This window comes from Pseudomonas lactucae, from assembly GCF_036688725.1.
Classification (GTDB): Bacteria; Pseudomonadota; Gammaproteobacteria; order Pseudomonadales; family Pseudomonadaceae; genus Aquipseudomonas; species Aquipseudomonas lactucae.
In genome coordinates, this window is sequence record NZ_JAQQPT010000011.1 from 1 (window position 1) to 14974 (window position 14974).

The 14974-nt window shown below is 60.8% G+C and carries 15 protein-coding genes; 6 read left to right on the forward strand and 9 right to left on the reverse strand.

From position 1 onward, the window contains the following. Positions 1–117: 117 nt before the first annotated feature. The 8 genes from V6M90_RS13925 to tkt all read right to left on the reverse strand — a co-directional run bounded on the left by V6M90_RS13925 (position 118) and on the right by tkt (position 7983). On the reverse strand, positions 118–1389 hold the full coding sequence (locus V6M90_RS13925) for a type II toxin-antitoxin system HipA family toxin (protein ID WP_003176613.1): 1272 nt from the start codon (positions 1387–1389) through the stop codon (positions 118–120). Next, complete coding sequence (locus tag V6M90_RS13930) at positions 1382–1645, reverse strand: helix-turn-helix transcriptional regulator (protein ID WP_232291279.1); 264 nt, start codon at positions 1643–1645, stop codon at positions 1382–1384. Before V6M90_RS13930 ends, V6M90_RS13925 begins: the two co-directional genes overlap by 8 nt. 127 nt (positions 1646–1772) lie before the next feature. Beyond that, a complete protein-coding gene (gene fba, locus V6M90_RS13935; RefSeq protein WP_003177554.1) occupies positions 1773–2837 on the reverse strand; it encodes a class II fructose-bisphosphate aldolase in 1065 nt (354 codons plus the stop codon). A 124-nt stretch (positions 2838–2961) separates the two neighbouring features. Further along, positions 2962–3294 carry an MliC family protein gene (locus V6M90_RS13940; protein WP_003176617.1) on the reverse strand — a complete coding sequence of 111 codons (333 nt, stop codon included), beginning with the start codon at positions 3292–3294 and terminating at the stop codon, positions 2962–2964. Between the two features lie 60 nt (positions 3295–3354). Beyond that, on the reverse strand, positions 3355–3582 hold the full coding sequence (locus tag V6M90_RS13945; protein WP_042945384.1) for a lipoprotein: 228 nt from the start codon (positions 3580–3582) through the stop codon (positions 3355–3357). Between the two features lie 28 nt (positions 3583–3610). Beyond that, positions 3611–4774, reverse strand: coding sequence for a phosphoglycerate kinase (locus V6M90_RS13950; RefSeq protein WP_003176619.1), 1164 nt, complete (start codon positions 4772–4774; stop codon positions 3611–3613). 17 nt (positions 4775–4791) lie between these two features. Next, positions 4792–5847, reverse strand: a complete 1056-nt coding sequence (gene epd / locus V6M90_RS13955; RefSeq protein ID WP_003176620.1) for an erythrose-4-phosphate dehydrogenase — start codon at positions 5845–5847, stop codon at positions 4792–4794. Positions 5848–5985: 138 nt separating this feature from the next. After that, on the reverse strand, positions 5986–7983 hold the full coding sequence (gene tkt / locus V6M90_RS13960) for a transketolase (RefSeq protein ID WP_305428019.1): 1998 nt from the start codon (positions 7981–7983) through the stop codon (positions 5986–5988). Between the two features lie 259 nt (positions 7984–8242). On the opposite strand from tkt, the gene V6M90_RS13965 reads away from it, so the two are divergent. From V6M90_RS13965 to V6M90_RS13985, 5 genes are all read left to right on the forward strand, one after another. Next, positions 8243–9238 carry an ArsR/SmtB family transcription factor gene (locus tag V6M90_RS13965; RefSeq protein ID WP_332846692.1) on the forward strand — a complete coding sequence of 332 codons (996 nt, stop codon included), beginning with the start codon at positions 8243–8245 and terminating at the stop codon, positions 9236–9238. 18 nt (positions 9239–9256) lie between these two features. Then, entirely contained in the window at positions 9257–10447 is a 1191-nt protein-coding gene (gene metK / locus V6M90_RS13970) for a methionine adenosyltransferase (protein WP_003176624.1), read from the forward strand. A 214-nt stretch (positions 10448–10661) separates the two neighbouring features. Next, positions 10662–11012, forward strand: a complete 351-nt coding sequence (locus V6M90_RS13975) for a DUF1090 family protein (protein WP_141062912.1) — start codon at positions 10662–10664, stop codon at positions 11010–11012. A 96-nt stretch (positions 11013–11108) separates the two neighbouring features. Continuing rightward, the gene (gene ligB / locus V6M90_RS13980; protein ID WP_332846693.1) at positions 11109–12773 is read left to right on the forward strand and encodes an NAD-dependent DNA ligase LigB; all 1665 of its coding nucleotides are present in this window, start codon (positions 11109–11111) and stop codon (positions 12771–12773) included. A 39-nt stretch (positions 12774–12812) separates the two neighbouring features. Then, the gene (locus V6M90_RS13985) at positions 12813–13205 is read left to right on the forward strand and encodes a DUF1090 domain-containing protein (protein ID WP_003176627.1); all 393 of its coding nucleotides are present in this window, start codon (positions 12813–12815) and stop codon (positions 13203–13205) included. A 5-nt stretch (positions 13206–13210) separates the two neighbouring features. Here V6M90_RS13985 and V6M90_RS13990 read toward each other — a convergent pair whose 3' ends face one another. Then, positions 13211–13660 (reverse strand): c-type cytochrome, encoded by a 450-nt coding sequence (locus V6M90_RS13990; RefSeq protein ID WP_003176628.1) that lies wholly within the window; start codon positions 13658–13660, stop codon positions 13211–13213. 128 nt (positions 13661–13788) lie between these two features. Between V6M90_RS13990 and mltA the strand changes: the two genes are divergently transcribed. Further along, on the forward strand, positions 13789–14973 hold the full coding sequence (gene mltA, locus V6M90_RS13995; protein ID WP_332846694.1) for a murein transglycosylase A: 1185 nt from the start codon (positions 13789–13791) through the stop codon (positions 14971–14973). Position 14974: the final 1 nt, after the last annotated feature.

Sequence of the window (14974 nt, forward strand, 5' to 3'; positions counted from 1 at the left end):
TTCACCTCCAAGTCACCAGCGTGGCCACCACAGCCAAGCTGGTTGCGCTTACGCGCAACGCGCCATGCCTGGCGCACGCAACAAAAAACCCGCATCTTATGCGGGTTTTCAATGGCCTCAGGCCAGCGGTTTTACTACGGGCTTGCGTCTCATCCCAGGCGTCACCGAGTCGTGAAGCGCCATAGCGCGTCCTGCATCCCATTCCTTCTGCATGGTTGAAAAAAGCTCAACATCAACCCGCGCTTGATGCGCACTCAACGCCTGCGACATGGCTTCGGCGATACGTTCAATAATCATCCCTGGGGCTGCGATGCCACAGTGCTTGCGACCAAACTCAATCAGTTGCTGACGATCAGGATACGCCTTCACCTTGTTCATCTTGATTGCCAAGGTACGGTCGACCAGCGCTTGCCCGGATTTGGGGTTGTAATGCTCATATGCGGTGGTGGTCGTGACATCGAATACCGGAGCCAATTGCACGGTTTCAAGAGCCCCCGGATGGGTATAGAGCACACCGAAATTCTTAAGGTGAGCATCACCATTGCGCACCATGACCGACAAGCACACCGAAGAGAAAAAACGCTCCAGCTCGCGCAGCACATCACCCTGGTGGCACACCTCGCGAATCACTGCCGCGAGGGTTTCGTAACTTTGGGAATACTTGTAGTTGTCGTGAGGGTCTTTGTTCAGCCCCAGCAGCACCGCCATGTCCTCAAACCCCAACCTGCCGGCCGGTGTCAGATCAAAGCGCTCCATGACAAACAGGTCGCCACCGTCGGACAACCAGAAACGCGGCGTCTCCAGGCCGGCAAGACGAGCGGCCTCCAAACACAGGAATTCGTTCTGAGCCAAGTGGGCGTATTCATCGGCGCCGGATTTTACAATCAGATCGGAGCTGAGCATGGTTTTGCGGCTGCCCGTCAACTTATCCAGGTCAGGCACCAGTACTTTCGGCTGCACGCCCGAGATTCCGGACTCAAAGTAGGTGTCGACCAGAAAATCGAATACACCCTGAGAGGTTTGCGCAGACAGAATCTCCTGTAACCCGACCTGAGCCTTTACAGGCGTGAAAGCCTCTATGGGATTCTCATAACTCAGCCGACCAATCTGGTTGCCACCGATGATCGACAGCAGGCGCATTTCGTCCACCTGCATATGCTTGGCCATCCGACGCTTGATCTGATCGGCCAAGAAGCCTTCAGGCACATTCATATCAAAAATCGGATGCAGAACATTACTGACCGTAGGCGTTGGGTCGTAAGGCATGACCAACGAGACTTCACGCGACGCCTCAGCCGAAGCGTAGGAAAACGAGAACTGCGACCCCTTGGACAGTTCGCCTCCCACGCCTTGGGGCGTGGCAATGCTAAGCCGCTTGACCTTACTCATCGTACTCCACCAGTTCGGCAAGGGATTTGAGATCGATCCGCCGATCAACCACTTCCAACGCCATTCCCAACGCTGTAATCACTCGGAAGGCCGTGTACATGGCAACGTTTTCTCCCGCTTCCAGGTCGATGATGGTCTTGCGGCTGCACCGCGCTTTTTCCGCGAGCTGCTGCTGGCTGTAGTGCTTCGCTCGGCGCAGCTGTTTAAGCCGTTCGCCAAATTCGGGAGGGCTGGTGATGAGCAAAATGTCACCCATATAGGACTTTTAATAGGATTTATCCAATTATGTCCGTTATGAGGGACATTTCAACCGCCTTACGTCTGCTGGAAGCGCACCCACAAAAAAGCCCGCATCGCTGCGGGCTTTTTTAAACACCTAAGACTCAGTTCACCTTAGCGTTCAACTCACCTTTCAAATACCGCTGGTACATCGCTTCCAGCGAGATCGGCTTGATCTTCGACGCATTACCCGCCGTACCAAACGCTTCATAACGGGCGATGCACACATCACGCATCGCGGTCACGGTGGCGCCGAAGAATTTACGCGGGTCGAATTCGCTCGGGTTGGTGGCCATCAGGCGACGCATCGCACCGGTGGAGGCCAGGCGCAGGTCGGTGTCGATGTTGACCTTGCGTACGCCGTACTTGATGCCTTCGACGATTTCTTCAACCGGTACGCCGTAGGTTTCTTTGATGTCGCCGCCATACTGGTTGATGATCGCCAGCCACTCTTGCGGGACCGAGGAAGAACCGTGCATCACCAGGTGGGTGTTGGGGATGCGTTTGTGGATTTCCTTGATGCGGTCGATAGCCAGTACGTCGCCGGTTGGCGGCTTGGTGAACTTGTAGGCGCCGTGGCTGGTGCCAATGGCGATGGCCAGGGCATCGACCTGGGTTTTCTTGACGAAGTCAGCGGCTTCTTCCGGGTCGGTCAGCATTTGGCTGTGATCCAGCACGCCTTCGGCGCCGATGCCGTCTTCTTCGCCGGCCATGCCGGTTTCCAGGGAACCCAGGCAGCCCAGCTCGCCTTCAACCGACACGCCGCAGGCGTGGGCCATGGCCACGGTTTGTTGGGTCACGCGTACGTTGTACTCGTAGTCGGTCGGGGTCTTGCCGTCTTCGCCGAGGGAGCCGTCCATCATGACCGAGCTGAAGCCCAGTTGGATGGAGCGCTGGCACACGTCAGGGCTGGTGCCGTGGTCCTGGTGCATGCACACCGGGATGTGCGGGAATTCTTCGATCGCGGCGAGGATCAGGTGACGCAGGAACGGAGCACCGGCGTATTTGCGCGCACCGGCCGAAGCCTGGACGATCACGGGGGAGTCGGTCTTGTCAGCGGCTTCCATGATGGCGCGCATCTGCTCAAGGTTGTTGACGTTAAAGGCTGGGACGCCGTAGCCGAACTCGGCTGCGTGGTCCAGCATTTGACGCATGCTGATAAGTGCCATTGTGTTGTCTCTCCCGGTAGAGGGTCGTTAATCGTGCAAGCCTGCCGTAGCGGCGGCTGCTATTCAAGTTATTGCCGGTCAGGTTTTGCATGCCTGGCCTGCTGAATCGTTATTGCTGTCAGGCTTATTGGGCTTTGCAGCCCCGCCCGATCAAATCGTCGGTAGCCACCCAGTAAACCAGGCCTTCCTCACCTTTTGTGTGAAACGCCAACTGGTCGTTGGCGTACAACACACCCGAGGCGGCAATGTCCTGTTTAAGGCGATAAACCTGGTCGGAACCGCCGAGGCGTACATCCACCTCGGAGCGGGCCGCATTGGCAAAGCGCCAGTTGACCTCGGCCTTGCTGTCACAGATCCAGGTGGTCCACTTATCGGCAGGCTCTGCCTTGTTGAACATGTTCATGCTGCTGCAACCGGCCAGTAAAGCCAGTGCCGCCAGGGCGAAAACGCCTTTCATTGCCAATCCTCGAGCGAAGGCCCTGGGCCGTCACTGCTGTCGGTTAGTTGATCAGACCCGTCAAGGGCAACCCTGTTCCTGACCGTTGGGCGCGGAGTCGTATTTCTCCAGCCGTTCGTTGCCGATGCGCTTGTTGATCACCGGCATGGTTTCGGCTTGCCAGTCAGCCTGGTAGCAGTTGTTTTGCTGCTGCTGTGCAGGCGTCACAGGCGCAGGCGCCGCGCTTGGCGTGCTGCCGCAGCCGGCCAACAGGCCCGCCGCGATCACCAGTGCCAACGTCTTGATCATGGGAATGCTCCTTTTCCTGATCACGCTTTTAACCTTTGGCTCGGGTTTCCAGCACTTCAACGGCCGGCAGGACCTTGCCTTCGACGAATTCGAGGAATGCGCCGCCACCGGTAGAAATGTAGGAGATTTGCTCAGCCACGCCATATTTGTCGATGGCCGCCAGGGTGTCACCGCCACCGGCGATGGAGAATGCCGAGCTTTCGGCAATCGCCTTGGCCAGCACTTTGGTGCCGTTGCCGAACTGGTCGAACTCGAATACACCGACCGGACCGTTCCACAGGATGGTCTGGGAGGCTTTCAGCAGTTCGGCGAAGTTAGCTGCGGTTTGCGGGCCGATGTCCAGGATCATGTCATCGTCGGCCACGTCAGCGATCAGCTTGACGGTGGCGGCGGCGCTTTCGGCGAATTCCTTGGCGACGACCACATCGACCGGCAATGGCACGCTGACCTTGGCGGCGATGGCGCGGGCGGTGTCGAGCAGGTCCGGTTCGTACAGGGACTTGCCCACCGGGTGACCGGCTGCGGCCAGGAAGGTGTTGGCAATGCCGCCGCCGACGATCAGTTGGTTGCAGATCTGGCTGAGGCTGTTAAGCACGTCCAGCTTGGTCGACACCTTGGAGCCGGCCACGATGGCGGCCATCGGTTGTGCCGGCGCGCCCAGGGCCTTGCCCAGTGCGTCCAGTTCAGCGGCCAGCAGTGGGCCGGCAGCCGCGACCTTGGCGAACTTGGCCACGCCGTGGGTCGAGCCTTCAGCGCGGTGCGCGGTGCCGAAAGCGTCCATCACGAACACGTCGCACAGGGCGGCGTATTGCTGGGCCAGTTCGTCGCTGTTCTTTTTCTCGCCCTTGTTGAAGCGCACGTTTTCGAACAGCACGATATCGCCGGCCTTCAGGTCTACGCCGCCCAGGTAATCGGCCACCAATGGCACCTCGCGGCCCAGGGCCTTGCTCAGGTAATCGGCTACAGGCTTGAGGCTGTTTTCGGCGGAGAACTCACCTTCGGTCGGACGACCCAGGTGGGAGCAGACCATCACGGCCGCGCCTTTTTCCAGGGCCAGCTTGATGGTCGGCAGCGAGGCCAGGATTCGCGCATCGCTGGTGACTACACCGTCCTTGACTGGGACGTTGAGGTCTTCGCGAATCAGTACGCGCTTACCTTGCAGATCGAGGTCGGTCATCTTCAACACGGTCATGGGTCGCAGTTCCTGAATTACTGTTGAGGTTGTTTAGAGGCGATATGCAGATAATGTTCCGCAACGTCGAGCATTCGATTGGCAAAACCCCACTCGTTGTCGAACCAGGCCAGGATGTTCACCAGCCTCGGGCCGGAAACGCGGGTCTGGCTGGCATCGACGATCGCCGAATGCGGGTCATGGTTGAAATCACAACTGGCGTGGGGCAGCTCGGTGTAGGCCAGCAGGCCTTTGAGCGGGCCGCTGGTGGCGGCATCGCGCAGAATCCGGTTGACCTCCACGGCATCGGTGTCGCTGACGGTTTGCAAGGTGATATCCAGGCAGGACACATTCACCGTCGGTACCCTTACGGCTTTGGCCTGGATTCGCCCGGCAAGTTCCGGCAGCAAGCGCTCGATGCCACGGGCCAGGCCGGTGGACACCGGAATCACCGACTGGAACGCCGAGCGTGTGCGGCGCAGGTCTTCATGATGATAGGCGTCGATCACCGGCTGGTCGTTCATCGCCGAGTGAATTGTGGTGATCGACACGTAATCGATACCAATCGACTGGTCCAGCAGACGCAACAACGGCACGCTGCAGTTGGTGGTGCAGGAGGCATTGGACACCAGTAGCTCGGTGCCGGTCAGGCAATCCTGGTTGATGCCATAGACGATGGTGGCGTCGACATCCGCCTCGCTGGCCATCGGCTGGGAAAACAGCACACGCGGCGCACCGGCGTCGATAAAACGCTGGCCATCGGCACGGGTGTTATAGGCACCGGAGCATTCCAACACCAGGTCGACGCCCAGCGCCGCCCAATCGATGCCCTCGGGGGTGGCACTGCGCAATACTTTCACGCAGTCGCCGTTGATATGCAGACAATCGCCGTCGACCCGCACTTCGCCGGGAAAACGGCCGTGGGTGGAGTCAAAGCGTGTCAGGTATTCGATGCTGGCCATGTCGGCCAAATCGTTGATTGCAACAATTTCAAACCCGGCCGTCGCCCCTCGCTCGAACAGAGCACGCAAGACGCAACGACCAATGCGGCCGTAGCCGTTGAGTGCAACTTTGTAGGGACGCGGTTGGGGCATGGGGTTCTCGATCAAGGTTAGTTCGGTGTTGAATGTTCTGACGCCATCGCGGGCAAGCCCGCTCCCACAGTAGACCGCAATCCAAATGTGGGAGCGGGCTTGCCCGCGATGGCGTCAGTGCAAACAACGCAGACCGACTTAGTCTTCCAGCAGTTCTTCAGCCTGACCGAGGATGTTTTCCAGGGTGAAACCGAACTCTTCGAACAACGCCGGCGCCGGTGCCGACTCACCGTAGGTGGTCATGCCGATGACGCGGCCTTCCAGGCCTACGTACTTGTACCAGTAGTCTGCATGCGCCGCTTCGATGGCGATACGCGCGCTGACCTGCAACGGCAGCACCGATTGCTTGTAGCCGGCGTCCTGGGCTTCGAACACGCTGGTGCACGGCATGGACACAACGCGCACGTTGCGGCCTTGCGCGGTCAGCTTGTCATATGCCTGAACGGTCAGGCCCACTTCGGAACCGGTGGAGATCAGGATCAGCTCCGGTTCGCCGATGCAGTCCTTGAGCACGTAACCGCCGCGGCTGATGTCGGCGATCTGCGCGTCGGAGCGCACCTGGTGCTGCAGGTTCTGACGCGAGAAGATCAGCGCCGAAGGGCCGTCCTTGCGCTCGATGGCGTGCTTCCAGGCCACGGCGGATTCCACCGCGTCGGCTGGGCGCCAGCAATCCAGGTTCGGCGTGGTACGCAGGCTGGTCAGTTGCTCGACCGGCTGGTGCGTCGGGCCGTCTTCGCCCAGGCCGATGGAGTCGTGGGTGTACACATGGATCACACGCTTCTTCATCAGCGCGGCCATGCGCACGGCGTTGCGCGCGTATTCCATGAACATCAGGAAGGTCGCGCCGTAAGGCACCAGGCCACCGTGCAGGGACACGCCGTTCATGATGGCGCTCATGCCGAACTCGCGCACGCCGTAGTACATGTAGTTACCGCTGGCGTCTTCGGCCGAGACACCTTTGCAACCTTTCCACAGGGTCAGGTTGGAACCGGCCAGGTCGGCCGAACCGCCAAGGAACTCAGGCAGCAACGGGCCGAAGGCATTCAGGGTGTTCTGGCTGGCTTTACGGCTGGCGATGGTTTCGCCCTTGGCCGCGACTTCGGCGATGTAGGCCGAGGCTTTTTCCGAGAAGTCGGCAGGCAGGTCGCCGGCCAGACGGCGGACCAGTTCGTTGGCAAGCGCAGGGAATTCGGCGGAGTAGGCCGCGAAACGCTGGTCCCACTCGGCTTCGGTCGCCAGGCCTTTTTCTTTGGCATCCCACTCGGCGTAGATGTCGGCCGGGATTTCGAACGGGCCGTGGTTCCACTTCAGCGCTTCACGGGTCAGGGCGATTTCCGCGTCACCCAGTGGGGCGCCGTGGCAGTCTTCCTTGCCTTGCTTGTTCGGCGAACCGAAACCGATAGTGGTCTTGCAGCAGATGAGGGTCGGCTGCGCGCTCTTGCGAGCGGTGTCGATGGCGGTCTTGATTTCTTCAGGATCGTGGCCGTCGACGTTGCGGATCACCTGCCAGTTGTAGGCTTCGAAACGTTTTGGCGTGTCATCGGTGAACCAGCCTTCGACTTCGCCGTCGATGGAAATGCCGTTGTCATCGTAGAACGCGATCAGCTTGCCCAGGCCCAGGGTACCGGCCAGGGAAGCGACTTCGTGGGAAATGCCTTCCATCATGCAGCCATCACCCAGGAACACGTAGGTGTGGTGGTCGACGATATCGTGGCCAGGACGGTTGAACTGCGCGCCCAGGACTTTTTCAGCCAGCGCGAAGCCGACGGCATTGGCCAAGCCTTGGCCCAGGGGACCGGTGGTGGTCTCGACGCCTGGGGTGTAGCCGAATTCCGGATGGCCCGGGGTGCGGCTGTGCAACTGGCGGAAGCTCTTGAGGTCATCGATGGTGACGTCGTAGCCGGTCAGATGCAGCAGCGAATAGATCAGCATCGAGCCGTGGCCGTTGGACAGCACGAAGCGGTCACGGTCGGCGAACGACGGGTTGCTTGGGTTGTGTTTCAGGTAATCACGCCAAAGTACCTCGGCGATATCCGCCATGCCCATCGGGGCACCGGGATGGCCGCTGTTGGCTTTTTGCACGGCATCCATGCTGAGGGCACGAATGGCGTTGGCACGCTCACGACGGCTGGGCATCGCTGATCTCCTGGAGGATTGAATAAAGAAACGGAAAAAAGGACCGGCATTTTCCCTCAGCCACCGCCTGCGGGCAATGACAGATAGTCACTTGTGGGTGTTTTTCCTGTGCTTTGGCCGGCAATCGCTTGCAGAAACCTTTCACGTATTCGTCTAACGGTGATGGCGACTGCTTATAACCACCACTTATCGATCAATATCAAAACTTTTTGATATTGACCTTGCAGGGACACCCACCCGTCACTAGACTGCTGGCCTTATGAACCTACCCGTGCCCTCACTGCGTCCCGACGACGGCGATGAACTGGCAGCCTTGTGCAAGGCCGCTGGCGACCCGTTGCGCTTGAACGTCTTGCGCGCACTGGCCAACGATTCGTTCGGCGTACTGGAACTGGCGCAGATCTTCGCCATCGGGCAGTCGGGCATGAGCCACCATTTGAAAGTGCTGTCCCAGGCCGACCTGGTGGCCACCCGCCGCGAGGGCAATGCGATTTTCTACCGCCGCGCCCTGCCCCATACCGACCTGCTCGGCGGTAAGCTGCACACGGCCTTGCTTGAAGAAGTGGACGGTTTGAACCTTCCGGGCGACGTACAAGCGCGCATCGGCCAGGTTCATGGTCAGCGAGCTGCCGCCAGCCAGGACTTTTTCGCCCGGGTCGCCGAGAAATTTCGCGCCCAGCAAGACCTGATTGCCGGTCTTGCCCAATACCGCGACAGCGTACTGGCACTGCTGGACAAGCTGAGCTTCAGTGAAGGGGCAACGGCCTTGGAAGTCGGCCCAGGGGATGGCGGTTTCCTGCCGGAACTGGCGCGCCGTTTCCAGCAGGTCACTGCGCTGGACAACAGCCCGGCGATGCTCGAACTGGCGCGCCAGCTGTGCGAACGCGAGGCACTGGGCAACGTCAACCTGCAGCTGGCCGACGCGCTGAACAGCACAACGATCAAGGCCGACTGCGTGGTGCTGAACATGGTCTTGCACCATTTCGCCGCCCCCGCCGACGCCCTCAAGCAAATGGCCGGGTTGCTGCACCCCGGCGGTAGCCTGCTGGTTACGGATTTATGCAGCCACAACCAGAATTGGGCCAGGGAGGCCTGCGGTGATCTCTGGTTGGGTTTTGAACAGGACGATCTGGCCCGTTGGGCCACCACTGCGGGGCTCGTTCCCGGGGAAAGCCTCTATGTAGGCTTACGTAATGGTTTCCAGATCCAGGTCCGCCACTTTCAGCGGCCGGCTGGCGACACTCACCATCGGTAATATCAGGAAAACATCGAGATGAGCGAATACTCCCTTTTCACCTCCGAGTCCGTGTCTGAAGGGCATCCGGACAAAATCGCCGACCAGATTTCTGACGCGGTGCTGGACGCCATCATTGCGCAAGACAAATTTGCGCGCGTGGCGTGCGAGACTCTGGTGAAAACCGGTGTAGCGATCATCGCCGGCGAAGTGACCACTTCCGCCTGGGTTGACCTGGAGCAGATCGTCCGTGACGTGATCACCGACATCGGCTACAACAGCTCCGACGTCGGCTTCGACGGTGCGACCTGCGGCGTGATGAACATCATCGGCAAGCAGTCCCCGGACATCAACCAGGGTGTCGACCGCGCCAAGCCGGAAGACCAGGGCGCCGGCGACCAGGGCCTGATGTTCGGCTACGCCAGCAACGAAACCGAGGTGCTGATGCCGGCACCGATCACCTTCTCGCACCAGCTTGTGCAACGTCAGGCCGAGGCGCGTAAATCCGGCCTGCTGCCTTGGCTGCGCCCGGACGCCAAGTCCCAGGTGACCTGCCGCTATGAAGGCGGCAAAGTCGTCGGGATCGATGCAGTCGTACTGTCGACCCAGCACAACCCGGACGTTTCCTACACCGATCTGCGTGAAGGCGTGATGGAGCTGATCGTCAAGCATGTATTGCCTGCCGAATTGCTGACCAAGGACACCCAGTTCCACATCAACCCGACCGGCCAGTTCATCATTGGTGGCCCGGTGGGCGACTGCGGCCTGACCGGCCGCAAGATCATCGTCGACAGCTACGGCGGCATGGCCCGTCACGGTGGCGGCGCGTTCTCCGGTAAAGACCCGTCCAAGGTTGACCGTTCCGCGGCGTACGCCGGGCGTTACGTGGCCAAGAACATTGTGGCGGCCGGGCTGGCCGAACGCTGCGAGATCCAGGTGTCCTACGCAATCGGTGTGGCACAGCCTACGTCGATCTCGCTGAATACCTTCGGCACCGGCAAGATCAGCGATGAAAAAATCGTCAAGCTGGTGCGCGAGATCTTCGACCTGCGCCCCTACGCGATCACCACCATGCTCGACCTGCTGCACCCGATGTACCAGGAAACCGCAGCTTACGGCCACTTCGGCCGTACCCCTGCGCAGAAGACCGTGGGTGACGACACCTTCACCACCTTCACCTGGGAAAAAACCGACCGCGCCAACGACCTGCGCACGGCTGCCGGCCTGTAATCGTTCGTGGTACCCAAACGCCCAGCCGGGTTCGTCCGGCTGGGCGTTTTTATTGCCGGTACGATCTCGTCACATTTTTTGGATCCACACCTTGCGGGCCAAATGATGGCCCCCTAGAATCCGCGCCCTCTCGGGCCCTCTACCTTATTTGGATATTGCCCTGCGCCGGCCCGGGATCAATCAGTGCGCAGGCAGTCGAACATTGAGGTTTTTCATGCGCATCTCCACGCTCGCCCCTGCCGCCCTTCTACTCAGCCTGTTCGCCCTGCCGACCAACGCTGCCGACTTGAGTGCACTGGGCGGCGCCCTGACTTCCCAGTTGGGCGGCGGCAATTCCGGCGACTGCCAGAAACAATCGGCGGACCTGCAAACCAAGATCGATGCAGCCCAAGCCAGCAACGACACCCTGAAAGTGAGCGCCTTCACCGCAGCCCAGGAGCAGGTCAACAAAGGCTGTAACAAACTCGCTGAAGCCCAGGCCAAAGCCGACGCCAAGCAGCAAACCCAGGCAGCCAAGGCCGACAAGTCCGAAGCCGTGAAAGCCCTGGGCGGTCTGTTCAAGTAAACCGGAAACACCCAGTAAAAAGCCCCGCACGGTCGGGGCTTTTTTGTGGGCGCGCGGATCATTTAGGCTGGGCGCCCCTTCCGAGCAAGGATGCTCATGATGCGTTTACTGATCGCGTTTTTACTCTATGCAGTACCCCTCTGGAGCCTGGCGCAAAACTGCCCCGAAGACGCCCGGACACAGATCCACGAGCTGGCTGAACAGGTCCGCCTGTGGGATGACAGCTACCACCGCCTCGGCCAGTCACCCGTCAGCGACGAACTCTACGACCAGGCCCGCCAGCGTCTGGCCGATTGGCGCCCGTGCGCTGCCCAGCCGGCCACGGTGCCAGGCAACCCGCTGGCCACTTCACGGGGCACATTGCCTCACCCGGTGGCCCATACCGGCCTGGAAAAACTACGGGATGAACAGGCTGTCGGCACTTGGCTGGACACACACAAGGAGGTATGGATCCAACCCAAGGTCGATGGCGTGGCGGTGACCCTGATGTATCGCCAGGGCCGGTTGAGCCGGGTGATCAGCCGCGGCGACGGCACGCTTGGCCAGGACTGGTCAGCCTCTGCGCGCAAGATCCCCGGCATCGTCCAGCAACTGCCAGAGCCCCTCGACCTGGTGCTGCAGGGCGAGCTCTATTGGCGCCTGCACGCGCATGTGCAATCGGCCAGCGGCGGGCTCAATGCGCGCAGCAAGGTGGCCGGGCTGATGAATCGCCGGCAACTGAGCGACACCGACGCGGCCGGCATCGGCCTGTTCGTGTGGGCCTGGCCCGAAGGGCCGACGGGGTTCACCGAACGCCTGGCCACCCTGGCGCGCCTGGGCTTCGTCGACAGCCAACGCTACAGCCAACCTGTCCAGGACCTCACCGACGCCATGCACTGGCGCGCCTATTGGTACAACCACCCACTCCCTTTTGCCAGTGATGGGGTGGTACTGCACCAGGCGCAGCACGCACCCGCGCAACGCTGGCAAGCCAATGCGCCCTACTGGGCCGTGGCCTGGAAATACCCGGCAACCAAAGCCCTGGCACTGGTGCGCAAGGTCCATTTCAAGGTGGGCCGCACCGGGCGCATCACCCCCATTCTGGAGCTGCAGCCGGTGCATCTGGACGATCGGCAGATCAGCCGCGTGAGCGCCGGCTCGTTGAAGCGATGGCAGGCACTGGATATCCGCCCCGGCGATCAGGTTTCCATCAGCCTTGCGGGCCAAGTGATCCCCCGACTGGACGAGGTGATCCTGCGTAATGCCACGCGCGTTGACCTGCCAGTGCCCGACCCGCGCAATTTTCACGCTTTGAGCTGCTGGCAATTGGATCCCGGCTGCGAAGAGCAATTGCTTGCGCGACTCAGTTGGCTAAGTGGCAACCAGGGCCTGGCTTTGCCTCATATGGGCCGCGAGACGTGGAACGTATTGATTCAGGCCGGTCTAATCGCAGGCTTTCTCGATTGGTTGACCCTGGATGCGGCAGAGCTTGCTAACATTGATGGCCTCGGTGATCTCAGCCGCGCACGGGTACTCGACAGCATCCGCAGCGCTCGGCAACAGCCCTTTGCACAATGGCTCAAAGCCTTGGGCGTACCGCCTGCGGCACGTAACAACCTGGAAGGCGACTGGCAGACCTTGATCGCCAGAGACACCCAGGCCTGGCAGGCCATCGATGGCATCGGCCCGGGCCGCGCGGCGCAATTGAGCGCCTTTTTTCGCGACCCGCAGATACAGGCGCTGGCTGAAACATTACGCATGGCCGGGATAGATGGGTTCTGAATCCAACCCGGTCATCAGATTGCGATTATGGAGCCCTACATGAAACGTCTAACCCCCTTTGCCCTGCTGACCGTTGCTGGCCTCATGGCCATGCCGCTGTTGGCGGACGAGCAAGCCCCCCTTACCGGCTGCGCCGCCAAGCGCCAGGCCATCAGCACGCAGATCGAACAGGCCAAGGCCCACGGCAACAGCGACCAACAGGCCGGCCTGGAAAAAGCCCTGAGCGAAGTCAGCACCAACTGCACCGACGCCGCCTTGAAGAAGGAACGGGAAAACAAGGTGCTCGACGCCAAGCATGAAGTCAGCCGCCGTCAGGCCGACCTCGACAAGGCGATGAAAAAGGGCGACTCCGAGAAGATCAACAAACGTAAGGACAAGCTCGCCGAATCGCGCAAAGAGTTGCAGGACGCAGTGGAAGAACTCGACCAATAATCCGGTCAGTGGTCTCTGAACTGTTTATGGCAGGCGCTGCAGGCATCTTCGACTTTCTGCACCGCAGGCATCAGGTTAGCGGCCTTGTAGGGTTGCACCTGACTGGCGCTCACCAATTCACCGGTGGCCGCCTCCAGGTTGCGCGCCAGTTGCTGGAACTGCGCCTGTTTTTGCCAAACGTCATCCTTGGCGCTGGTGTGATCGTCCTCGCGCACGCTCGGGAAATGCTGCCACGGTTGATGGGACAACGTATCGAGCCGGGTCGCACCTTCGGCGAATTGCGCGCCGTCGAACGGGATGCGCCCGCGCAACATGCCGCCCAGGTCTTCGCTGGTCTTGAGCATCTGCTTGAAGATCGCCTTGCGCTGGCCCAGGGGCGAATTCGGATCGACGCCGCCGCACGCGGACAATGCGAGGCAGGCCAGCAATACAACGGTCATTTTTTTAAAAGTCATGGTGGCTCAGGGTCACGGGAAACGGCGGCCAGTATCCTCGCCCCGCTCGCAAAGACCAATAGCCCTATTATTAATAAGGGTTGCCCAACCGCGCTTCAGCACGGGCAATCGCTTCAGGAAGTATTTGTATGCATGTCACCTTGAAACCCTGGGGCCGCCGCCTGGCGTGGGCTCTACCAATGATCGCGCTGCTGGCCGGTTGCGATGCGGGCAAAGAAACCGCCAAAAATGAAACTTCCAAGCCCCACGCCGTCGCAACCTATGTAAGCGCACCCTGGGAGGCCTTGCCGGCGGTGTCCGACAGCGACCTGCTGGCCGGTTTCGAATCCTGGCGCAGTGCCTGCCAACGTCTCAAGGCGGACCCGGTGTGGGGTGCAACCTGCGCGGCGGCGGCCACGGTGCCGGGCGATGCGGTGGCGGTGCGTGGTTTTCTCAAGGAGCGCCTCGACGTGTTTGGCCTGCGTTCGGCCGACAATACCCCCAACGGCTTGATCACCGGTTACTACGAACCGGTCTACCCCGGCAGCCTGACCAAGACCGCCACCGCCCACGTACCGGTGTACGGCGTGCCGGATGACTTGATTATCGTCAACCTGGAAAGCATCTACCCGGAACTCAAGGGCAAGCGCCTGCGCGGTCGCCTTGAAGGCCGCGTGCTCAAGCCCTATGACGACGCCGGCGCCATCAACGGCCAAGGCTCCAGCGCCAAGCCGATTGCCTGGCTGACAGACCCGATGGACCTACAGTTTCTGCAGATCCAGGGCTCGGGTCGCATCCAGCTCAAGGACGGGCGCCAACTGCGTGTCGGCTATGGCGACCAGAACGGCTACCCCTACCGCCCTATCGGCCGCTGGCTGGTAGAGCAAGGCGAATTGAAGAAAGAAGAGGTGACCATGGGCGCCATCAGCGCCTGGGCCAAGGCGCACCCCGAACGGATCCCGCAACTGCTGGCAAGCAACCCCAGCTATGTATTTTTCAGCGCCCGTCCCGACAGCAACGAAGGCCCACGCGGTTCGCTGAACGTGCCGTTGACCGCCGGCTACAGCGTGGCGGTGGACCGCAAGGTGATTCCTCTGGGCAGCTTGTTGTGGCTGTCGACCACCAAACCGGACGGCACGCCGCTGGCACGCCCGGTCGCGGCGCAGGATACCGGCGGTGCAATCACCGGCGAAGTGCGCGCGGATTTGTTCTGGGGTACCGGTGATGCAGCGGGTGAACTGGCCGGGAGCATGAAACAACAGGGACAGATCTGGATGTTGTGGCCTAAAGGCATTGCATTGCCGCAAGTGCCGGATGCACCTGCGGAGACCTGAC

Coding starts and splice junctions, on each gene's coding strand:
- V6M90_RS13925 (WP_003176613.1), bottom strand. CDS start 1,389: ATGAGTAAGGTCAAGCGGCTTAGCATTGCCACGCCCCAAGGCGTGGGA.
- V6M90_RS13930 (WP_232291279.1), bottom strand. CDS start 1,645: ATGGGTGACATTTTGCTCATCACCAGCCCTCCCGAATTTGGCGAACGG.
- fba (WP_003177554.1), bottom strand. CDS start 2,837: ATGGCACTTATCAGCATGCGTCAAATGCTGGACCACGCAGCCGAGTTC.
- V6M90_RS13940 (WP_003176617.1), bottom strand. CDS start 3,294: ATGAAAGGCGTTTTCGCCCTGGCGGCACTGGCTTTACTGGCCGGTTGC.
- V6M90_RS13945 (WP_042945384.1), bottom strand. CDS start 3,582: ATGATCAAGACGTTGGCACTGGTGATCGCGGCGGGCCTGTTGGCCGGC.
- V6M90_RS13950 (WP_003176619.1), bottom strand. CDS start 4,774: ATGACCGTGTTGAAGATGACCGACCTCGATCTGCAAGGTAAGCGCGTA.
- epd (WP_003176620.1), bottom strand. CDS start 5,847: ATGCCCCAACCGCGTCCCTACAAAGTTGCACTCAACGGCTACGGCCGC.
- tkt (WP_305428019.1), bottom strand. CDS start 7,983: ATGCCCAGCCGTCGTGAGCGTGCCAACGCCATTCGTGCCCTCAGCATG.
- V6M90_RS13965 (WP_332846692.1), top strand. CDS start 8,243: ATGAACCTACCCGTGCCCTCACTGCGTCCCGACGACGGCGATGAACTG.
- metK (WP_003176624.1), top strand. CDS start 9,257: ATGAGCGAATACTCCCTTTTCACCTCCGAGTCCGTGTCTGAAGGGCAT.
- V6M90_RS13975 (WP_141062912.1), top strand. CDS start 10,662: ATGCGCATCTCCACGCTCGCCCCTGCCGCCCTTCTACTCAGCCTGTTC.
- ligB (WP_332846693.1), top strand. CDS start 11,109: ATGATGCGTTTACTGATCGCGTTTTTACTCTATGCAGTACCCCTCTGG.
- V6M90_RS13985 (WP_003176627.1), top strand. CDS start 12,813: ATGAAACGTCTAACCCCCTTTGCCCTGCTGACCGTTGCTGGCCTCATG.
- V6M90_RS13990 (WP_003176628.1), bottom strand. CDS start 13,660: ATGACTTTTAAAAAAATGACCGTTGTATTGCTGGCCTGCCTCGCATTG.
- mltA (WP_332846694.1), top strand. CDS start 13,789: ATGCATGTCACCTTGAAACCCTGGGGCCGCCGCCTGGCGTGGGCTCTA.